20 protein-coding genes are annotated in these 20,461 nt (G+C 44.6%); 7 read left to right on the plus strand and 13 right to left on the minus strand.

From position 1 onward, the window contains the following. Positions 1–112: 112 nt before the first annotated feature. From WQ57_RS21825 to WQ57_RS21840, 4 genes are all read left to right on the plus strand, one after another. Positions 113–994 carry a cation diffusion facilitator family transporter gene (locus WQ57_RS21825; protein WP_046525841.1) on the plus strand — a complete coding sequence of 294 codons (882 nt, stop codon included), beginning with the start codon at positions 113–115 and terminating at the stop codon, positions 992–994. Positions 995–1,121: 127 nt separating this feature from the next. Further along, positions 1,122–2,252, plus strand: coding sequence for a histidine kinase N-terminal domain-containing protein (locus tag WQ57_RS21830; RefSeq protein WP_046525842.1), 1,131 nt, complete (start codon positions 1,122–1,124; stop codon positions 2,250–2,252). Between the two features lie 117 nt (positions 2,253–2,369). Continuing rightward, positions 2,370–2,924 (plus strand): GNAT family N-acetyltransferase, encoded by a 555-nt coding sequence (locus WQ57_RS21835; RefSeq protein ID WP_046525843.1) that lies wholly within the window; start codon positions 2,370–2,372, stop codon positions 2,922–2,924. Positions 2,925–3,270: 346 nt separating this feature from the next. Then, positions 3,271–4,647, plus strand: coding sequence for a hemolysin family protein (locus WQ57_RS21840; protein WP_046525844.1), 1,377 nt, complete (start codon positions 3,271–3,273; stop codon positions 4,645–4,647). A gap of 146 nt (positions 4,648–4,793) precedes the next feature. On the opposite strand, the gene WQ57_RS21845 is transcribed toward WQ57_RS21840, so the two are convergent. The 8 genes from WQ57_RS21845 to WQ57_RS21880 all read right to left on the minus strand — a co-directional run bounded on the left by WQ57_RS21845 (position 4,794) and on the right by WQ57_RS21880 (position 11,184). Next, positions 4,794–5,153, minus strand: coding sequence for a hypothetical protein (locus WQ57_RS21845; protein ID WP_046525845.1), 360 nt, complete (start codon positions 5,151–5,153; stop codon positions 4,794–4,796). 241 nt (positions 5,154–5,394) lie between these two features. Further along, the gene (gene mnhG / locus WQ57_RS21850) at positions 5,395–5,751 is read right to left on the minus strand and encodes a monovalent cation/H(+) antiporter subunit G (protein ID WP_046525846.1); all 357 of its coding nucleotides are present in this window, start codon (positions 5,749–5,751) and stop codon (positions 5,395–5,397) included. Further along, the gene (locus WQ57_RS21855) at positions 5,729–5,977 is read right to left on the minus strand and encodes a Na(+)/H(+) antiporter subunit F1 (RefSeq protein WP_046525863.1); all 249 of its coding nucleotides are present in this window, start codon (positions 5,975–5,977) and stop codon (positions 5,729–5,731) included. Before WQ57_RS21855 ends, mnhG begins: the two co-directional genes overlap by 23 nt. A 28-nt stretch (positions 5,978–6,005) precedes the next feature. Beyond that, on the minus strand, positions 6,006–6,488 hold the full coding sequence (locus WQ57_RS21860; protein WP_206540559.1) for a Na+/H+ antiporter subunit E: 483 nt from the start codon (positions 6,486–6,488) through the stop codon (positions 6,006–6,008). Positions 6,489–6,543: 55 nt separating this feature from the next. Next, positions 6,544–8,022, minus strand: coding sequence for a Na+/H+ antiporter subunit D (locus tag WQ57_RS21865; protein WP_046525847.1), 1,479 nt, complete (start codon positions 8,020–8,022; stop codon positions 6,544–6,546). Continuing rightward, the gene (locus tag WQ57_RS21870) at positions 8,015–8,353 is read right to left on the minus strand and encodes a Na(+)/H(+) antiporter subunit C (protein WP_046525865.1); all 339 of its coding nucleotides are present in this window, start codon (positions 8,351–8,353) and stop codon (positions 8,015–8,017) included. The genes WQ57_RS21865 and WQ57_RS21870 overlap by 8 nt, the downstream gene beginning before the upstream one ends. A gap of 3 nt (positions 8,354–8,356) precedes the next feature. Beyond that, positions 8,357–8,782: a Na(+)/H(+) antiporter subunit B gene (locus WQ57_RS21875; RefSeq protein ID WP_046525848.1), complete on the minus strand. Its 426-nt coding sequence runs from the start codon at positions 8,780–8,782 to the stop codon at positions 8,357–8,359. Between the two features lie 2 nt (positions 8,783–8,784). Further along, on the minus strand, positions 8,785–11,184 hold the full coding sequence (locus tag WQ57_RS21880; RefSeq protein WP_046525849.1) for a Na+/H+ antiporter subunit A: 2,400 nt from the start codon (positions 11,182–11,184) through the stop codon (positions 8,785–8,787). A 199-nt stretch (positions 11,185–11,383) separates the two neighbouring features. Between WQ57_RS21880 and WQ57_RS21885 the strand changes: the two genes are divergently transcribed. Beyond that, entirely contained in the window at positions 11,384–12,070 is a 687-nt protein-coding gene (locus WQ57_RS21885) for a universal stress protein (protein WP_046525850.1), read from the plus strand. Between the two features lie 41 nt (positions 12,071–12,111). Here WQ57_RS21885 and WQ57_RS21890 read toward each other — a convergent pair whose 3' ends face one another. Continuing rightward, positions 12,112–12,675: a tyrosine-type recombinase/integrase gene (locus WQ57_RS21890; protein WP_046525851.1), complete on the minus strand. Its 564-nt coding sequence runs from the start codon at positions 12,673–12,675 to the stop codon at positions 12,112–12,114. 245 nt (positions 12,676–12,920) lie between these two features. Further along, a complete protein-coding gene (locus tag WQ57_RS21895) occupies positions 12,921–14,330 on the minus strand; it encodes a SpoVR family protein (protein WP_046525852.1) in 1,410 nt (469 codons plus the stop codon). A gap of 213 nt (positions 14,331–14,543) precedes the next feature. On the opposite strand from WQ57_RS21895, the gene WQ57_RS21900 reads away from it, so the two are divergent. Next, positions 14,544–14,798: a YhdB family protein gene (locus WQ57_RS21900; protein ID WP_046525853.1), complete on the plus strand. Its 255-nt coding sequence runs from the start codon at positions 14,544–14,546 to the stop codon at positions 14,796–14,798. Positions 14,799–14,919: 121 nt separating this feature from the next. Here the strand turns inward: WQ57_RS21900 and WQ57_RS21905 are convergent, their stop codons facing one another. The 3 genes from WQ57_RS21905 to WQ57_RS21915 form a co-directional block, all read right to left on the minus strand. After that, positions 14,920–16,665 (minus strand): phospho-sugar mutase, encoded by a 1,746-nt coding sequence (locus WQ57_RS21905; protein ID WP_046525854.1) that lies wholly within the window; start codon positions 16,663–16,665, stop codon positions 14,920–14,922. Positions 16,666–16,768: 103 nt separating this feature from the next. Further along, positions 16,769–18,322 (minus strand): bifunctional GNAT family N-acetyltransferase/carbon-nitrogen hydrolase family protein, encoded by a 1,554-nt coding sequence (locus tag WQ57_RS21910; RefSeq protein ID WP_046525855.1) that lies wholly within the window; start codon positions 18,320–18,322, stop codon positions 16,769–16,771. A gap of 150 nt (positions 18,323–18,472) precedes the next feature. After that, entirely contained in the window at positions 18,473–18,871 is a 399-nt protein-coding gene (locus WQ57_RS21915; protein ID WP_046525856.1) for a YhcU family protein, read from the minus strand. A 206-nt stretch (positions 18,872–19,077) separates the two neighbouring features. Here WQ57_RS21915 and WQ57_RS21920 point away from each other — a divergent pair, with 206 nt between their 5' ends. Continuing rightward, positions 19,078–19,998, plus strand: coding sequence for an RluA family pseudouridine synthase (locus tag WQ57_RS21920; RefSeq protein WP_046525857.1), 921 nt, complete (start codon positions 19,078–19,080; stop codon positions 19,996–19,998). The last annotated feature ends 463 nt before the right edge of the window (positions 19,999–20,461 follow it).

Genomic DNA, 20,461 nt, shown 5'->3' on the forward strand with positions numbered 1-20,461 from the left:
GATGGATGCCTTTATGCAACACTGTTTGCCTCATAACACATTGTTTGTGTAGACCCACACAACTTTGCTTTGATAGGCTTGATATGTACATACAATTGATGGAGGAATCGATATGGATAGGAGCGAACAGATTAAAGCGGGGGAAAGAGGAGCCTGGCTAAGCATTGGGGCTTATTTGGTCCTTGCTGCCGTAAAGCTCACAGCTGGAAGCGTATGGAATTCGGAAGGTCTTTGGGCTGACGGACTGAACAACTCAACTGATATTGTAGCTTCAGTGGCCGTTCTCATTGGCCTGAGGATTTCTCGAAAGCCTGCTGACCAAAACCATTTATATGGACACTACCGGGCAGAGTCTATTGCCTCGCTCGTTGCGGCTTTTATCATGGTAACCGTCGGATTACAAGTCATCCTTGAAGGAATCCGTTCGATTTTCAACTCCCAGGGAGAAGCACCAGACATCGTGGCTGCGTGGGTGGCTATTGCCTGTGCAGCAGCCATGTATGGTGTTTACCGCTACAATTTAAATTTAGGCAGAAGGATCAACAGTTCAAGCATTAAAGCCGTTGCGTACGATAACCGGTCGGACGCCCTGGTAAGTGTAGGGGCCTTTATTGGGATAATGGGTGCCCAGTTTGGAATTCCTTTCATCGACACGATTGCCGGTATCGTTGTCGGAATCATCATCTGCAAGACCGCCTGGCAGATTTTCCTGGAGGCTTCCCACACTCTTACAGATGGCTTTGATGTACATTCACTTGAAAATATAAAAAAGACGGTCACCGACATTTCCGGCGTCCACGAGGTGACCGACCTAAAAGCGAGGATGCACGGCAACCAAATCTGGGTGGAGGCAACCATACGGGTAGATCCGGATTTGACTGTTATGAAAAGCCATGAAATCAGTGAAAGAATTGAAGTAAGACTGGAAAAGGAATGCAGGGTACAGAATGCCACCATTCACATCGAACCCTTTTCCGTCGACAAAAACAATTAACTGCCAGAAAATTTTCTGGCGGTTTTTTTTATGATTCTACAGTTATTTCCAAAATTCGACAAAGGGTTTTTTGCAGTTTGGAAGAATTAGAATAAGGACCGAATAGGCAAAGTGAGGGAAACCACAAATGCAAGCAGTAACCCAAAAAAGATTGTCCGATTTTCTTGAATCGCAAAAAGAAATACTTGTAGCCGACTGGAACAGCAAAGTGATTGTCGCTGCTGATGATCCGTACAAACATAAAATAAATTCGAATGCCGAAGAAATGATTAACATAATTCTGGAGATTTTTTCAAAAAGCGATGATGAACTGGAGCCGTTCATCAAAAGGCTCGCCATTCAGATTGGCGAAGAACGCCTGAAAGCCAATATTAATATTGGGGATTTTGTTTACAATGTCAATCTGGGCAGGTCCATCATTTACGCGAACCTGCAAAAACTGAGGCTTGACTGGGAGCAGCTGCAGGAGTCCATAAACAGGATCAATTACTGTTTTGACCAGTTTCTTTATCATGCCGTATCTTATTATTCAGAGCACAAGGATAAGATCATTGAGGAAAAGACCGAATTCATCAACTCGACCCATAAAGACCGGCTAACCCTTCTTGGCCAAATGACCTCCAGTTTCATCCATGAATTCAGGAACCCGCTCACGTCCATTCAAGGCTTTATTCAGCTGCTGAGGGCGGACTACCCTGACATGAAATACCTTGATATTATTAAAAACGAACTGGACCAGCTTAACTTTCGCATTTCCCAATTCTTGCTTCTATCAAAAAAGGAACTGATTGGAAAGGAGAAAACCCATTTTTCGCTTAACCAGATGATTGACGAAGTGCTCGCTTTCCTCTATCCAAGCATCCTTGATGCAAAAGTCAAGGTGATGAAGGATACTCCCGGGGAATTGGAGCTTAACGGATATGCCGATGAAATCAGGCAAGTGCTGATCAATATTGTCTTCAATGCCATCGATGTATTGAGCCAATACAGGGACGACCCTAGAATTGAAATCAAATCACGCAATGTACACGGCACACATATTAAATTGGAAATAGCCAATAACGGACCTGCAATCCCCGACCATATGCTTAAATCCATATTCGAGCCGTTTGTGACAACGAAGAAACTTGGCACAGGGCTGGGCCTGTTCGTCTGCAGGGAAATCATCGAGAAACATAAAGGCATCCTTGCCTGCTCCTCCAGGAATGACCGGACAGAGTTCATCATTCTTCTCCCGTTGGCCGAGGATGAAGATTAAGACACAAAAAAGCCCTTGCGGAAATGGCAAGGGCTTTTGGAATGAAACTGCAGCCGTCCTGGAAATAAAATAAAATAAAATAAAATAAAACAATGGGTTATTAGGGGAGGAGTTAAAATGTTTGCTTTAAGGGTGGACCAGGAAATCGAACTTCAGCTGTTTCAGCCCCACCATGCTGCCGAATTGTATTGGCTCATTGATACCAACCGTCTTTATTTGCGTGAGTGGCTCCCCTGGGTGGACAATATGACCTCACCGGCGGACTACCAATCGATCATTCCGATGTGGCTCAAGCAGTTTGCCGACAATAATGGGTTTAATGCAGGCATCCGCTACAAAGGCCATCTTGCTGGCACAATTAGCCTGCATCAGATTGATTGGCGGAATTCACAGAGCAGCATTGGATATTACCTGGCTCTCCATGCACAAGGGAAAGGCATTATGACGCGCTCCGTGCAAGCTGTCCTGAATCACGCTTTTCATGACCTTAATTTGAACAGGGTGGAAATCCGCTGCGGGGCAGGCAATAAAAAAAGCAGGGCAATACCTGAACGCCTGGGCTTTATGCAGGAAGGCTGGATCAGGGACGGTGAAAACCTCTACGGCGCATTTCACGACCTTGTTGTATATGGAATGCTTTCACGGGAGTGGGCCAACAGGGCTGTTAAATAGGAACGGAATTTTTTCCAGGCAAATTTTTTCGAAAGCTTCATATACTATGCTCCTTCTTCATAGGATATTATTAACTTAAATTACGTTCACTGTGATATAATTAAAGTTAAATTTGATAAGCTGAGGTGATATGATGGGGCAGTCTATCGTATCGTTTTACTAAAGCCGCTGTTTGGGCATCGTTTTGTTTGCCTAATTGGATTTTAAGCACTGGATTCAGAAATGCAGATTACCCATCTATAAAAATTTAAGAAACCAAAATTAGTGTTTGCACGGCAAACTCAATTTTTAGTTTATCAGGAGGTGACTCCTTACCTGTAGAGATTTACAGGCTAAGGGAATCTATTTGGACATATTAAACTTGGTATGGATTGCCATTTTAATTGCTTTTACAGCATTTTTTGTTGTTTCAGAATTTGCGATTGTGAAAGTGAGAAGTTCCCGAATCGACCAGTTAATTGAAGAAGGCAGCAGAAGTGCTGTGGCGGCAAAAAAGGTCATTTCAAACCTGGATGAATACCTGTCGGCGTGCCAGCTTGGGATCACGGTTACCGCTTTGGGAATCGGCTGGCTTGGAGAATCGGCAGTAGCAAGCCTCTTAAGGCCCATATTCTCCAGGTATGGGTTCCTAGAATCGGCAAGCACTGCCCTTTCTGTCGGCATTGCTTTTATCTTCATTACCTTTCTGCATGTCGTTGCCGGCGAGCTCGCTCCCAAGGCGCTCGCCATCCAAAAGGCAGAAACCGTTACACTGCTGGCTGCACGCCCGCTTCTCTGGTTTTATAAGCTCATGTTTCCCTTCATTTGGCTGCTGAATGGTTCAGCACGGGTCCTCATCCGTTCCATTGGCCTGAAGCCTGTGTCGGAGCATGAACTTGCCCATTCGGAAGAAGAACTTCGCATCATCCTTTCTGAAAGCTTGAAAAGTGGCGAAATCAACCAATCAGAGTTTAAGTATGTGAATAAAATATTTGAATTTGATAACCGGGTCGCAAAGGAAATCATGGTTCCGCGGACCGAGATTATTTCCATGTCCCAGGATGATACAATCGAAGCTTTTCTTGATATCGTCAAAGAGGAAAAGTTCACACGCTATCCTGTTATTGATGGAGATAAGGACCATATCATCGGGCTGGTCAACCTAAAAGAGGTAATGACCGATTTAATTGCCAACCCGGACATCAAAGGAAGGGCCCTTAAGGATTACAGCCGCCCGATTATACGAGTCATCGATACAATCGCCATCCATGACCTGCTTGTAAAAATGCAAAAAGACCGTATCCACATGGCGATTTTGATGGATGAGTATGGCGGCACATCCGGACTAGTGACGGTAGAGGATATCCTTGAGGAAATTGTCGGAGAAATCCGCGACGAATTCGATATGGATGAGATTCCAACCGTCCAAAAAATGAATGAAGGCCATTATATCATTGACGCCAAATACCTGGTCACCGAGCTCAATGAGCTTTTGGGAATCGAGGTGGAAGAAGGAGACTTCGATACCGTCGGGGGTTGGATCCTTACGGAAAACTTCGATGTGAAACAAGGCGACGTGATTGATTTTGCGAATTATTCCTTTAAAATATTGGAGATGGAAGAGCATCATATCAAATACCTGGAAGTAACGAAACAAGAACTTCCCGACAGGAATTTTGAACTGGCACCCTCGGAGGATTGCGACGAAACCTTCGCCATGACAAAAACAGAAGCCGTCTCATAAAAGTAAAGAAAAGCACTGCACTTTATATGATGCAGTGTTTTTTCTTTGGGGAGTTCCAGGAGTGACAACGTTTTTGTGAACACCTGCGATTTTTGAATTTTTTATGCAACAGAAAAAGGATGAAAAAAGCTGTTGCTGCAGCTTTTTCATCCTTTTTCTTCTTTTATCATTAACATTTCCTCTTCCACTCTGCCCAGCTTCACCAAATGGGAATCAAGCCTTTTATGAAGGTTTTTAAATTCATGCGTGTTTTTTTCATCGAGGTCTTTGACCACTTCTTTCAGGAAGTGTTCAATCTTGGCGCTTTGCATTTCTTCCATCCGTTCCAATGCTTCCTTTATGTCGGTAATGTCAATTTGGTTGGAGGTTACCCGGTGCTCAATGCTGTCTACCTTTCCAAGCCTGTCCAGGCGTTTTTCAATCTTTTCCACCTTGTCCCCAATGACATCCATCATCTCTTTCAAATCACTGAGTGATTCAACTAGCTGGTTTAATTTGTTTTCCATTGTTCGCTCCCTGTTTGCTTGTTTACGCTTATTTTAACACCACTCCCCTAATGTATATGTTACAAAAACAAGACAATATCCTTCAAAGCATACCCTTTCGGAAAACTGTCACGTTTTCTCCACACTCACACAAGTTTCCAGGCAGATTTTAACCCTTCAAGGATACACGCGGGAGAATAACGGGCCGTCGCCGCAAAAAAAGACAGTGATGCCACCACTGTCTTTTTTCGGGATAAAAATTTTATTTGCCCTCTTTTAAAGCATCCTTAAGCGTATCCATAACGCTTGTCTCCGTCAACTTCACGTTGGACCGGTATGCACTCCGGCAAATAAGGTGCGCGGAAACAGGAGCGGTCAGGAAAACAAAGAAAATTCCCAGCAACAGCCTGATGCTAAATATACCTTGAGTGATAACGAAAAAGAAAAGGGTACCCACCAAAGTAAATAACACGCCCAATGTCGCACTTTTGGAAGCCGCATGCGACCGCGTATACACATCGGGCAGCCTGACTAATCCAACCGCACTCAAAAAACTCATGATCGTCCCCGCCAATATAAGTAAAGCTGGAATGATTTCACTTAGATCGTTTATGTTCAATGACAACACCCCTTTCCAGGAACCTGGCAAAAGCGATTGTTCCAATAAAGGAAAGAATCCCAATGAGCAAAATAACTTCAAAAAAAGCGGTTGTTCGAAGCAGGACCGAAGTGACGGCCACTCCCGAGATCAAGTTGATGCCGATTGAATCCAAAGCCTGCACCCGATCCGACACTGATGGCCCTTTTACTAAACGGTAAATGGTGGCCAGAACGGAAAGAGTCATGAAAATCAGCGCCGTAGACAATATTAACTCAAACACCCCGCGTCACCTTCTTTATCATCTTTTCAAATCTCTGTACTGATTTCTTCACGGACTCACTGGATTCAGGAATATCCATTGCATGGATGAAAAGCGTCTTTCCGTCCGGTGCGACTTCTACGACAACAGATCCCGGAGTCAAACTTAGCAATAGAGAGACCAGGGTGATTTCGAGGTCACCTTCCAAGTCGGTTTCCAATGTGAATATTCCTGGTGTAATGTTGATCCGGGGGCGTGTCACCTGACGGATTACAAGGATGCTGGAGCTGAACAATTCCTGGATGAAAACAAGGAAAAGCTGAAATATATTTAACACCGTTGTTAAATAGAACTTTTCCGGAAGGAATCGGCGTATAACGAACAGGACAATGATCCCTACCAGATAGCCACTTATGAAAGTCAACACACTCCAATCATCTTGGAGAAACATCCACAGCGTGGCAATTAACAGATTAATCAATACTTGCATGGGCAATGGAACCACCCCTTCCTACTATTTCCAAGACTGGTTTATGCTAAGGGATTATGAATTAGCCTCTTCCAAAAACGGCTTCGATGTACAGTAATGGGTTCATCAAACTTTCAATCGCCAATTCAGCATAGGAATAAATCCCTTCCGCACCGACTCCGAGTCCGATTGTCAGGAGTGTAAGGATAGCAAGCGGGAACAGGATGCCTTTTACCTCCCCCTTTTTTTCCTCATCCAAATAGGAATCACCCCAAAAGCCGTTCAGAAAAATCTTCATCACAGAGTAGAGCACCATCAGGCTGGTAATGAGCCCAATGGCCCCAAGCCACAGGAAACCTGCTTCAAACGTTCCCTCCGTAATGAAAACCTTCCCGATGAAGCCGCTTAGCGGCGGAATCCCCGCGAGGGACAAAGCCGCAATAAAAAACATCCACCCCAGGAATGGGTAGGTCTGAATCAGTCCGCTGATATATTTCAGTTTCGAGGTACCGGCAAGAGTGATAACGGTCCCCCCTATGAGGAAGATAAGGGCTTTGATAATGATGTCATGAATAAGGTAGTACATGGAACCTGTAAGTCCTACTGTAGAATTGGACGCAAGCCCTGCCATGATCAATCCTACTCCCACAATTACGTTGTAGGTGAGGATTTTCTTTATATCCCAGTATGCCACCGCACCGATTGCCCCTAATAACATTGTGACTGCAGCCATAATGCCGATGATGAGATGGGTAATATGGGGTTCATGATAAAAGATGAGCGTGAAGATTCTTATAATGGAATAGATTCCCACCTTGGTTAACAGAGCTGCAAAAATAGCCGCAATGGCGGTTGGAGGTGCGCTGTAAGAGCCAGGAAGCCAAAAGAACAAAAATAAGCCCGCTTTCAAACTGAATACAATCAGAAATAAAATCGCAATGGCTGTAAGGATACCGTTTTGCCCGGCCTCCGCCACCCTTTCCGAAAGGTGGGCCATATTCAATGTTCCCGTTGCAGCATATAAATAGGCAATGGCCACAAGGAAAAGGAAGGAGGATAAGATATTGATCAGCACATACTTAATCGACTCTCTCAATTGAATCCCGGTACCGCCAAGGGAAATCAGGACATAGGAGGAAATCAGCATTACTTCAAAGCAAACAAACAGGTTGAACATATCTCCTGTTAAAAAGGAGCCATTCACCCCGGTGATGAGGAATAAATACAAGGGGTAAAAGTAATGGGCTTCTCTCTCTTTCCCAATGGAATAAAAGGCAAAGACCAGGCATAACAGTGATACAATGCTGGTTGTCAAAAGAAGCATTCCGGAAAACATGTCAGCGACCATGCTCACCCCAAACGGGGCCTCCCAGCCCCCCAATTGGAGGGTCTGGATGCCACTGTCTTTTATTTGAACCATCAAGACAAGGGATACGGCTCCTGTTGCTCCAAGCGCAACGACACTTAAAAAGCGCTGCACCACTGCTTTCCTCCTAAAAGCTACCATTAATAATCCTGTAATCAACGGGATTAAAATTGGCATTATAACTAAATTATTCATTTTCATTACCTCTCATTTGTTCCGTGTCATCCGTGCCCAGAACTTTATAAGCACGGTAGCTCAGAACCAGGAATAGAGCTGTCGTAGCGAAACTTATTACAATCGCTGTAAGGATCAGTGCCTGGGGCAGGGCATCCGTGAAGGATAAGGCATCAAGCCCCAAGAGGGGGGGGCCTCCTGTTTTTACCCCTCCCATTATCAGGATCAGTAGGTTGACACCATGGCTGATGACCGATGTGCCCAGGATAATCCTCAATAAACTCTTCGTCAAAACCAAATAGGTTCCAATAGCAAATAAGACGCCAATAAGAATAGACATAATCGTTTCCATCACTTATCGGTCCTCACTTATGCTGCTGATAATGGTAATCGCTGTTCCTATGACCGCCATTGCGACGCCTATATCAAACAGGACAGCTGTGGCGAGTTCGGTTTTCCCAAAGAGCGGCAGTTGGAAATAATCGAAAGCCTGAGTCAGGAACGGCCTGTCAAATATAATTCCCCCGATTCCAGTGAAAACGGAAATAAGGACCCCCACTGCCGTTACCGCTTTGAAATCGACCGGAATATTTTCCCGGACTGTTTCGATATCGTAACACAGAAACAGAAGCGTTAGAGCGGAAGCAAATGCCAGACCCCCAATAAATCCTCCACCCGGGTTATGGTGACCCGAGAAAAAGAGGTTAATGGCGAACGTAAGAATAATGAGGACGGCCACTTTTGTCACACTTCGCAAGATGACATCATTCGGTTCTTTCATTCCTACTCCCTCCCTTTCATCTCAAATTTTATTAATAAATAGACGCCCAGAGCGGCAATGCACAGGACAAAGATCTCCAACATCGTATCAATTCCCCGAAAATCCACCAAAATTGCATTTACGATGTTTCTTGCTCCCGCAAGTTCGTACGAATTCTCATAATAGCCTGCAATTGGTTCAAACAGCCTGTTCCCGTCAGCCGACAGCGCAAACAATGCCACTACAGCCCCCACACCCACTGAGATCACTAAATTTAGCGGCTTAAACGGCACCCTGCCGTTGCCTTTAAAATATTTCGGCAAATGGTAAAAACACAACAAAAACAATGCCGTTGTCACGGTTTCCACGACCAGCTGGGTAAGCGCGAGGTCAGGGGCTCTAAAAACAACAAAGAGCATGGAAACAAGATAACCTAATCCGCCAAGTGCAATGATCGCGGTAAGCCTTGAACGTGACAGGACTATCGTTAAAGCCACAATGACCATCGCAATGATCAATGCCCACTCGTAAAGAGTGATTGGCGCATCATTGGCAGGATTATAAGCTATAGCATTCAATGATAGGAGACTTCCCCCCACCATGATAATTAAAAATCCAAAGATATAGATGAGATAATCCCGTATATACCCGGTCATGTACCGGTTTGTCAGTGACCGGGATACCCCTTCTCCTCCCTCGAGGAAATTATTATAGAAATGATTCAAGGTAAGGGTCTCTGGATAATACCTGTAAATACCCTTCCATTTTTTCAAAGTGACATAAAGGACCGATCCCAGAAGTACTACTCCGATTGTCATAAATAACTCCGCATTAAAGCCGTGCCAGGCACTGATTTTTATATCTATTAGACTGCCTTGTGCCAAAGAGGGCAGGACAGCGGCAACTGCAGGCTTTAATAGGTAATCGGAAAGGACATTCGGGAAAAAGAAAATCAATATTACGAGCGATGCCAGTACTGCCGGGGAAATCAGCATTCCAATCGGAGGTTCATGTGCGATTTTATCCAGCTTGTCGGGCTTGTACTTTCCAAAAAACGTTTTGAATACGAGAATCATGCAATATATGAAAGTGAACACACTCGCAATCCAGGCGATGACCGGAACCAATATTCCCAGGGATTCCATATTGAATACAGACATGTTGGAAGCATTCAGGACGGCTGTGAAGAACATTTCCTTGCTTAAAAAACCGTTGAAAGGAGGCAGTCCAGCCATGGAGAAAGAACCAATGAGCGTCAGCGTGAAGGATATCGGCATGAGATTGATTAATCCCCCCAGCCTTCTGATATCGCGGGTACCTGTCTCATGGTCAATGATTCCGACGACCATGAATAGACTTCCTTTAAAAGTAGAGTGATTAATTAAATGAAAAATGGCCGCCAGTGTGGCAACTGCGTACATGGAAGAGTCATCACCTGCACCAAAATATAACGCAGCAGACCCCAAGCCAAACAGGCTCATAATCAGCCCCAATTGGCTAATGGTTGAAAAGGCGAGCAACGCTTTTAAGTCCGTCTGTTTAACGGCATTTATGGATCCGTAAAGCAGAGTGATGATTCCGGCAGCCGAAACAAGCCAAAACCATTCCGCTGTCCCGCCAAATACCGGAGTAAAACGGGCAACCAAGTAGATTCCCGCTTTCACCATTGTGGCTGAATGCAAATAGGCACTGATTGGGGTAGGCGCCTCCATGGCATCCGGCAGCCAAATGCTAAATGGAAACTGGGCGGACTTTGTAAAGGCACCAATAAGAATTAAAAACATAGCCGGCAGGAAGAAGGCATGGGAATGAATCAATTCAATTTGGCTGATCATTTCACGTATGCTGTATGTGTCTGTGATCATGGAAAGCATAATCAATCCTGCAAGCATGGCCAATCCGCCAAAAATCGTAATCAACATTGATTTCTGCGCACCATACCGCGACCTTTCCCGCTGATACCAGTAGGCAATCAACAAGAATGAAGAAATGCTTGTCAATTCCCAGAATACATATAAAACCATAACATTATCCGAAAACACGACCCCTAGCATCGCTCCCATAAACAGAAGGATATACACATAGAAATTATGCAGGGCTTCCCTGTGTTTGGATAAATAATAGATAGAATAAAGAATAACCAGAGCCCCAATGCCGCTGATTAGTAAACCAAATATCAGGCTTAGGCCATCAATATAGGTTGAATAGTTTATGCCAAAGGAAGGCATCCAGGGTACGTGGATCTGAATAGTCCTTCCCTGGGAGATTACTGGAACGTACCTCAACAAGTATAAAAATATCGTCAATGGAACCAACAGAACAAACCATCCAGTATGTATTCGGGGAGTGAACATTTTATATAAAAATGGTACCAGCAATGCAAACGCAAAAGGGATTAAAACCATGATGTGAAGAACAGACATGCATGTCCCCTCCTTTTCTAAAATTTCAGTTTGGAATTTCTCATCTCCATCCGGCTTTCATAGGGTTACCGGGAAATCTCCGCAACTGGGATTGACTCAAGTGGTGGCATAAGATATAGTCATACATAGCCTAATTTATCAACAGTTTTTATATAAATATGTGTTACAAACTTCACATCTATTCCGAGGTGAGCTTCTAATGAAAAAAGTCAAAGGCCGTATGGATGAAAGCATCCTCGTATGTGTCTATTACGGACCAAATGGAGAACGCCTTATTCAGCGCGGCTGCAAAATCGCCAGTATGCTTGACTGCCCTCTTTATATATTGACGATTGACCCGAAGCCTTATAGTGAAATGGATGCCGAAAAATCCCATTATATTTCCACATGGAAACAGCTTGCTGATGCCCATGGTGCTGATGCCTTCATATTAAAGGATGACGAGAAAAGACCTATCTCAAAAGTCATCGCCGAAGTCGCAAGAGAAAAGCACATCACTCAAATCATTCTGGGGCAAACTGCGCAAAGCAGGTGGGAACAAATTGCAAAAGGTTCCATTATTAACACTTTATTGCGTGAGATTCCATTTGTGGATTTGCACATTGTATCGGTAGCGCGCTCCCTGAGGGACCAGGAAGGCCAATTCGAAAAGGGAGTACGTGCCTACCTTATCCAGGATGGGGAACAGTATCGGGTCATTTTCAAGCATACAAAGAATGTCCTATACGAAGGGATCTTTTTCAAGGATGTGGGAACAGATTTCAACACTGGGATTTTCAAATTCATGAAGGATAAGAAAACATTGCAGGTTCAAGTAGTCGAGGACATTGTTACAGACTTGACCAATGTTGACATGCGTTCTGCATTTGATGAAGAGGAAAACTAAATTCAGCCAGTCCTCCTCCAGCCTTCCGCTGGAGGATTTTTTTATAGATTTACATCAACTTTGACAAGTTTCTTGTCTTCTTTGTCAATCCCGATATATCTGAGCGTATCACCTGGCGTATGATGGTTGTATATGAACATTAATATAGAGATCGCTATTCCTTTTCGATAAGCATGGTATCCAAACGTTTTTCTTAGAGTATGGGTGCCAACTTTCCCCTCAACCCCCACTTTTCTTGCCGCATTATGAATGATCCTGTATGCCTGCTGACGAGAAATGGGCAGATTATCCTTTTTAGATTTGAATAAATAGTCACTGTCCCTTAAATCATGCTGGTGCAAATAACTTTCCAGCTCTTGTTTAATACTGTTATTAAGAAAGAAGGCTTTTGTTTCTTTACCTTTCCCATCCTTGATATACAGGAATTCTTTCATGGATTTTCCATCCCATACATGGGAAACTTTCAATGAAAGCAAATCACTGACCCTTATTCCCGTATTTATTCCAAAAACGAAAAGCAAAACATCCCGCTGGGAATTATTCCTTAATTCCTTTTTAATTGCACTAATGTATTTAATGTCTTTAATGGGATCGACAAATTCCATAGGAATGCCCTCCTTGCAAGGCCCAATGATGTTACACAAATATATCCTAACAAATATTATGTAACGTTTCAACTCTCGTACATCTAATAGATTCAGCCAGTGCTTTCATATGTTCTGCCGTTTTATAAGCTAATTTGATAAAAAAAGACATTGTGGCCGAAGCCGCAATGTCCTATCCATACAATCCATCATTAAAATTCTGCACCCAGGCTGCCTTATGAAGGCGGAGTACCTCACCTGACTTCCTATAAATATTTCCTGTGCACCCCTTTGCCATCGTAGGTGAACAGCATGGCCCTCCCCTCAACCATGGTTTCGATATGGGCTTTTCTTCCCCAGAGCTGATGGATATACGGAAGTACTTTTTCCAGGTATTTAATATCCAGCTCGATTCCCTCAAAGCTGTGCTTGATGTATAGTTCTCCGTTCTTCTGATAATCGCCGTCCGATACCATCAAATACGGGAAGCCTCCGTTGACCCTCATGCCCACAAGCTGGTCGCGAACTTCCTCCCAGTCTTTATCGACAATTTTATATTCTTTGCCCTGTTTTTGGAACAGGTACATATCTTCCCTGAAAACCAGATCCTTTGTCAAATAATTGCGGAGAAAAGATATATCTGATTCGATTTCCCTTACCTCGAACATTTTTTCACGCCCAGAGCCAGGGACGACTCCCCGTTTCTTCATTTCTTCCGTTGGATTGTTATACCTTTCTTCGATATCCTCAAAGATTTTCAGCCCAAGGTAATACGGGTTGATTCCTGTTTTGGATGGCTGCACCACTCCAGCATTCAATTTCGCAAATTCAATGGCTTCGCCAGGTGTCAGGTCCATTTCCCTCAAAATGCGTTGATGCCAATAGGATGCCCAGCCTTCGTTCATGATTTTTGTTTCCAGCTGCGGCCAAAAATAAAGCATCTCCTCCCGCATCATTGTCAAAATATCACGCTGCCAATCGGTTAGTTCCCGGCTGTACGATTCAATGAATAGCAGCAAGTCCTTTTCGGGCTGGGGCGGAAATTTCTTCATTTTCTTTTTCTTTTCAACAGGCTTCTTTGGTGCATCCAGACTCCATAAATCATCATAGGGACTTGCAGTATGGTGTTCATCCTCTTCATACTCAATATCGTCCATTGTCCAATTCAATTTCGGCCGCATCAAGGATGGGTCAATATGTTCTTCAATGGCTAAAACGGCGTCAAGGAAAGTTTCCACTTCCTGCTTCCCGTGTTCAATCTCATACCTTCTGATCCGCTCGGCTGTTGCGGCCATGCTTTCAACCATATCCCGTTTCGTGTTTTGGAACCGGACATTGTTTTTGAAGAAGTCACAATGGGCCAGTACGTGTGCCACAATCAGCTTATTCTGGATCAAGGAGTTGGAATCCAGCAGAAAGGCATAACAAGGATTTGAGTTAATCACCAATTCATAAATTTTCGAAAGGCCTAAATCATAATGCAGCTTCATTTTATAAAATTGCTTTCCAAAGCTCCAATGAGAAAATCGGGTCGGCATTCCATATGCACCAAAAGTGTAAATGATATCGGCAGGACAAATTTCATATCGCATCGGGTAAAAATCAAGCCCGAATCCCCGGGCAATGTCGGTTATTTCGGAAATAGCCTGCTGCAAAGCCTTATTCTCATCTAACACCCGTCTCTCCCCCTTCCTTTCTACAATGTATGAAATAAAAACGGGATTGATGAGCAGGCTTTATGCCTCAATATAAAAACTCCATTAAAATTATTTTATACAGGCAGAATTTGAAAAGCCACCAATGACGGCACGACCAAGTTTTTCACAGACAATTTTGCAGGCGGCGTCATATACTATATTCAACTCCTCGATTGGCAAGGAGGAAAGAAAATGAATAAAGTGGATTATGATTGTGCGCTATACTATACGCACCGCTCCCAATGGGACAATTTATTGATCCTGATGGTAAGGACAGAGGACCATTTTTTGGCTAAGAAAATTGAGCATTTCCTGCATGCCTATAACTTCGAGAAAGATTATTCAGTGATTGAAAAACATCTGTATTCCCTGCTCAGGTATATCGACCATGCAAATGAAACACAGGATGCCGGCTTTCCGGAACCGTTGGCGAACAATCTGGAATAGCCCGGGCACATAATCCACCAATAATTGCACGGCACTTACTAAAGTGCCGTGTTTGTAATGAATATACACTTGAAATTACCGGACAATAAAAAATGGAGCTGGACAGCCAGCTCCATTTTCCTTAATTATTCTTGCTTGCTTCCATTTTTTGTTCGACAAGCTCCATAAATTCCTTCTCAATTCTTTGGAGTTTTTGTTTGCTGTCGGCAAGGCTTTTATCTTTAACACCGAAATAGAACTTGATTTTCGGTTCTGTACCGGATGGACGCAGGCACATCCAGGACCCGTCTTCAAGGAAATATTTAAGGACATTGGATTTTGGCAGCCCCATCCGCTCTTCAGTGCCGTCCGCAGTCTTTCTGATGCCGGTCTGATAATCTTCAACTGCCGCAACCTTGATGGAACCAAGGCTGGTCAGAGGCTCTGAACGGAAGGCAGCGAGCGTCTGCTGGATCAGTTCTGCCCCTTCCTTGCCCTTTAGTGTCAAGGAACGCAGGCCTTCCTGGAAATATCCATACTTCTCAAATACACTGAGAAGAGCTTCGTAGAGCGACATTCCATGTTTCTTATAGTAAGCACATACTTCCACAGCAAGAACTGCGGCCTGAACGGCATCCTTGTCACGGGCAAAGTCGCCGATCAGATAGCCATAACTTTCTTCATAGCCAAACAGGAACTTCCGCTCTCCTGTCTGGTCATAGCCATTGATTTTTTCAGCAATGAATTTAAAGCCAGTTAAAACATCAATTGTCTCAATGCCAAATGATGCCGCGATCTCCCTGCCAAGCTCTGACGTTACAATGGTTTTCAAAACGATTCCATTGGAAGGGAGCGTACCCTTCTGCTTTTTCTGGGTCAGGATGTAATGAAGCAGGAGCGAACCTGTTTGATTTCCCGTTAAAACGGTATATTTGCCTTCATCATTCTTAACTGCAATCCCGAGCCGGTCGGCATCAGGGTCTGTTGCAATCAGGATATCGGCGCCTATTTTTTCCCCTTCCCTGATCGCCAGCTCAAATGCAGCATGCTCTTCCGGATTTGGGCTGGACACAGTAGAAAACTGTGGATCAGGCTTTTCCTGTTCCTTCACCACGGTCACATGCTGGTAGTTCATCGCTGCCAGGCCTTCGCGCACCGGGAGATTCGCAGTGCCGTGGAGCGGGGTGAAGACCACCCTGACATCTGTCTCCTCTGCAAGGTACGGATTTTCCGAAATGGTCAGCAGATTTTCGAGGTAAGCCTTGTCCACTTCTTCGCCAATCATTTTAATCAGGCCTTTTTCTTTCAGTTCATTCTCGGCTCCAGCGTCAATGCTCAGCTCATTTTCAATTTGATTGACTTTGGCGATGACTTCATCCGCGCTCTCCGGAGGAAGCTGGCCACCGTCCGGCCCATACACTTTATATCCATTATACTCGGGCGGATTATGGCTTGCCGTAACGACAATTCCGGCAAAAGCATTCAGATGGCGGACCGCAAAACTTAAGACCGGTGTCGGCCTTAACGACTCAAAAACGTATGTAGTGATGCCTCTTGCTGCCAGCGTCCTTGCGGCTTCCATTGCGAATTCCGGCGACTTATGGCGGGAATCGAATGCAATGGCCACGCCGCGCTGTTTTGCCGCATCCCCCTGCTCTTCAATAAAAGCTGCCAAACCGGCAGAAGCTTTTCGGACGGTATAGATGTTCATCCGGTTGGTTCCAGCTCCAATTTCTCCCCGCATGCCTCCTGTTCCGAATTCCAAATCCTTATAGAATGCTTCTTCAAGTTCCTTCTCATTTCCTTTTAATTTCTCGAGTTCCATTTTTAGCTCGGAATCAAGCTGGCTGAATTGAAGCCATTTTTCTGCCTTGTTTTTCCACTCCATGACTAACCTCCATAATATATGTTTATCTGTTCATTATAATATAATCACAAGGTTTACGAGCCTTTACTTTCTGACATAATTCGAGCCTTTTGGACATGGAGCATCAAAGATTCCTTTTTTTATTTTTATATTCCACTTTAAACAGATCGTGCCGGCGGTCAAGGAGCTGCCGGACAGTGCCTTCCATCCGCTGGCGGCGGAGAATTTCCAGGTCGACATCCCCAATCAGCACCATTTCGATATTGGCGTTAGTCTCTCCCACAATCCCGTCGCGGGCAAACTCGAAATCCGATGGTGCGAATATGCCCGATTGGGCGTATTGGATATCCATGTTCTCCGTTTGCGGCAGGTTTCCGACCGTCCCGGAAATAACTGTATATACCTGGTTCTCAACGGCACGTGCCTGCGCACAGTAGCGTACGCGCAAATAGCCTTGGCGGTCTTCTGTACAGAATGGGGTGAATATAATCCTTGCCCCCATGTCGGTGGCGATTCTTGCCAGCTCCGGAAACTCTATGTCATAGCAGATTTGGATGGCTATTTTTCCGCAATCAGTATCAAACACACGAATATCATTCCCCGGGCTAATCCCCCACCATGAGCGTTCATTTGGAGTGATATGAAGTTTATACTGCTTTTCAATCGTTCCATCCCTGCGGAAAAGATAGGCAATATTGTAAATCTCATCGTTGTCTTCCTTAACAAAATGCGACCCGCCAATAATATTGACGTTATAGCGTACTGCAAGCATGGTAAACAATTCAATATACTGCTCGGTAAAATCAGTCAGCTTCCTTACCGCAAGTGCAGGGGACTTTTCACCTAGGAACGACATTAGCTGTGTAGTGAATATTTCAGGGAATACAGCAAAATCCGAGCCAGCATCGGAGGCAACATCTGTAAAATATTCGACCTGGCTCGCGAAATCCTCAAAGGAGTTAATTTGCCGCATCATATATTGGACAACGCATATCCGCACAGGGTTGCTCGTTTTAAAAAACCGCTTGGATTTCGGAAGATAATCGACATTATTCCATTCCATTAACGTTGCATACTTATTGGACAATTTATCATCAGGCAGGTAATTTCGGTTGATCCGCATAAGCGTAAAACCATTTCTCAGCTGGAATGTTAGCACAGGGTCATAGAGCCGGTGGGTCGTAACCTGCTCAACATACTCCCTTGGGGACATTTGATTGGCAACCTGGTGGTAATTCGGGATGCGTCCCCCGATAATGATGCTTTTTAAGTTCATTTGCCTTGCCAGCTCTTTCCTTGCCTCGTATAAACGCTGGCCTACTTTCATTTTTCGGTAGGCTGGGTGGACCATTACTTCGATGCCGTATAAATTATACCCGTTTGGATTGTGGTTGGTTATATAGCCATTGTCGGTAACATCATCCCATGTATGCCTGTCATCATATTCATCGAAATTAATAATCAGGCTTGAACAGGATCCAATAACTTCCCCATCAAACTCTGCAACAAACTGACCCTCCGGAAACACTTCGAGGTGGCTTTCCAGCTGGTCCCGCTCCCATGGAATCATCCCGGGAAAACAAACCGTCTGCATATCAATGATACTGTCAATATCACCAGGCCGCATGTTGCGGACAATCATTTTTTTCTCAAATTTGCTTAAATCAAGTTCTGACATCCGTGCATCTCCTTTTTGGACAGTAATGGAATCTTTACATTTCAGATGTATAATCCCTTTATACCCAAAATTATGCTAAATAGTAACTTGGAGAATCAGGAAAGTTATAGGCCTTAAAAGAATAAAAAAGCACCTGCGGAATGCAAGTGCCTATGCAAGGATACTATTGGCTGCTTTGGTGTACATGCTGATATAATCTTCTTTAATGGATGTGGCGTCCAGGAAGTGCTGATATTGAAACGGAAAATAGATCCCAAACTCCCTGAGAACATCAGCATTTTTTTGGAACACTGTCCGGTACCGCTCGGATGCTTGACGTGTTTCCAAAATGGATATCAAGGTCTGCAGACTTGTGATGACCCGAAAGGCATCTCCAAGCGTGCTGAAGTTTTCAAAATGATGACGGGTTGTATGTAGCACTTCAAGCCGTTCAAATTCCCTGATATCTTCATCTGTAAAATATAATGGCAACACTTCGCAATAAAAATGCCGGGCAAGCTCTTTTACCTTCTCTTCCTGTCCTGGAGTTGATGCAAAAACAATTTTCAATGATGAACCCACCTTTTATCTAAACCTTTATTCACCTCTATATATACCATTAGAATAACATAGAGTCGCGATGCTAAATGGTGGTAATTATGACCATGACTGCGGTAAAAGTTGACAAGAAAGTCCTTCTTTAGCAGACCGGATGGAAGGAATCATAAAAGTCCGCTACAATATGGAAATAACACTATCTTAAAGGAGAACACTTCATGATAAAAACCTCAAAAAAAGGGACATGGTATGAGATCATCGTCCCGGAACATTGGTCTTCTTTCAGCCTGGATCATTTATTTCGAAGTGTATGGAAAGCTCCAAAAAAAACAACCCATTCTCTCAGGATTGGGAAGAATGTACTGCTGAACAACGCGACTCCGGATTGGACAAAACCCCTGTCTCCTGGTGACCGGCTGCAAATCAATGCATTCTTTCCTGAAGAGCCAAGTGCCATCCCTGCTTTTCATGAAATTGATGTTTTATTTGAAGACGAACATCTCCTTATTTTAAATAAGCCTCCCGGCATGGCTACCCACCCTAATGAACCTGGCCAAACCGACACCCTGGCCAATGCCGCTGCCTTCCATGTGCAGTCGGAAGGATTTTCACTGAATGTCCGCCATATCCACAGGCTGGACCGCGATACCTCCGGAGCCGTCCTGTTTGCGAAAACATCTTTGGCAGGAGCCATACTGGACAAAATGCTTGAAGAACGGAAAGTGAAAAGAACCTATCTCGCTTTGGTGGATGGACTTCTGAAATCCAGAAAAGGTACAATCAACCGGCCAATCGGCAGGGACCGGCACCATCCTGTCAGAAGGAGGGTTTCAAAAACGGGACAGACCGCCATAACACACTATGAAGTTGCGGAATGGCTAAAAAAAGAACAGCAGACACTTGTCCGCTGTTCACTTGAGACAGGGCGCACCCACCAAATCCGCGTCCACCTTAGCGATCTCGGATACCCGCTCGCTGGTGACAAACTTTACGGCGGCAGCGGCATTTACAGCAGGCAGGCCCTCCATGCCGTAAAACTGGAGGTGACCCATCCCTTTACTGAAGAAGTAATCGTCTGCCATGCCCCGTTTATGGATTATCCACCCATTTTTAAGGATGTGGATCCTTATTCCTTTTAAGGTTCACGAGAAGAGGGCAAGCGCCTTTGACGAAATTTGGATTGTTTCTGTTAGGAGGTGCTTTGCCTCAGTGACCTTTTTGTACGGCTGCCTCCAATTTCGGGAGCTGACACTGGCTCTCAGTGACCTTTTTGAACAGCTGCCTCCGATTTCGGGCACTGACACGGGCTCTCAGGTACCTTTTTGTACGGCTGCCTCCGATTTCGGGCACTGACACGGGCTCTCAGTGACCTTTTTGTACGGCTGCCGCCATTTTCGGGCACTGACACGGGCTCTCAGGTACCTTTTTGAATGGCTTCCGCCGATTTCGGGCACTGACACGGGCTCTCAGGTACCTTTTTGAATGGCTTCCGCCGATTTCGGGCACTGACACAAGCTCTCAGTGACCATTTGAACGGCTACCGGGAATTTTGGGCACTGACGCTGGCTCTCAGTACCCTTTTTGAATGGCTTCCGCCGATTT

The sequence above is a fragment of the Mesobacillus campisalis genome (assembly GCF_000986785.1).
Classification (GTDB): Bacteria; Bacillota; Bacilli; order Bacillales; family Cytobacillaceae; genus Mesobacillus_B; species Mesobacillus_B campisalis.

What these genes read in the sequence shown, in the direction of transcription:
- WQ57_RS21865 (WP_046525847.1), bottom strand. Translation starts at nt 8,022, where the DNA reads ATGAATAATTTAGTTATAATGCCAATTTTAATCCCGTTGATTACAGGA.
- WQ57_RS21900 (WP_046525853.1), top strand. Translation starts at nt 14,544, where the DNA reads ATGAATAAAGTGGATTATGATTGTGCGCTATACTATACGCACCGCTCC.
- WQ57_RS21880 (WP_046525849.1), bottom strand. Translation starts at nt 11,184, where the DNA reads ATGTCTGTTCTTCACATCATGGTTTTAATCCCTTTTGCGTTTGCATTG.
- WQ57_RS21845 (WP_046525845.1), bottom strand. Translation starts at nt 5,153, where the DNA reads ATGGAAAACAAATTAAACCAGCTAGTTGAATCACTCAGTGATTTGAAA.
- WQ57_RS21890 (WP_046525851.1), bottom strand. Translation starts at nt 12,675, where the DNA reads ATGGAATTTGTCGATCCCATTAAAGACATTAAATACATTAGTGCAATT.
- WQ57_RS21835 (WP_046525843.1), top strand. Translation starts at nt 2,370, where the DNA reads ATGTTTGCTTTAAGGGTGGACCAGGAAATCGAACTTCAGCTGTTTCAG.
- WQ57_RS21905 (WP_046525854.1), bottom strand. Translation starts at nt 16,665, where the DNA reads ATGGAGTGGAAAAACAAGGCAGAAAAATGGCTTCAATTCAGCCAGCTT.
- WQ57_RS21870 (WP_046525865.1), bottom strand. Translation starts at nt 8,353, where the DNA reads ATGGAAACGATTATGTCTATTCTTATTGGCGTCTTATTTGCTATTGGA.
- WQ57_RS21830 (WP_046525842.1), top strand. Translation starts at nt 1,122, where the DNA reads ATGCAAGCAGTAACCCAAAAAAGATTGTCCGATTTTCTTGAATCGCAA.
- WQ57_RS21825 (WP_046525841.1), top strand. Translation starts at nt 113, where the DNA reads ATGGATAGGAGCGAACAGATTAAAGCGGGGGAAAGAGGAGCCTGGCTA.
- WQ57_RS21910 (WP_046525855.1), bottom strand. Translation starts at nt 18,322, where the DNA reads ATGTCAGAACTTGATTTAAGCAAATTTGAGAAAAAAATGATTGTCCGC.
- WQ57_RS21875 (WP_046525848.1), bottom strand. Translation starts at nt 8,782, where the DNA reads ATGAAAGAACCGAATGATGTCATCTTGCGAAGTGTGACAAAAGTGGCC.
- WQ57_RS21855 (WP_046525863.1), bottom strand. Translation starts at nt 5,977, where the DNA reads ATGACTCTTTCCGTTCTGGCCACCATTTACCGTTTAGTAAAAGGGCCA.
- WQ57_RS21885 (WP_046525850.1), top strand. Translation starts at nt 11,384, where the DNA reads ATGAAAAAAGTCAAAGGCCGTATGGATGAAAGCATCCTCGTATGTGTC.
- WQ57_RS21920 (WP_046525857.1), top strand. Translation starts at nt 19,078, where the DNA reads ATGATAAAAACCTCAAAAAAAGGGACATGGTATGAGATCATCGTCCCG.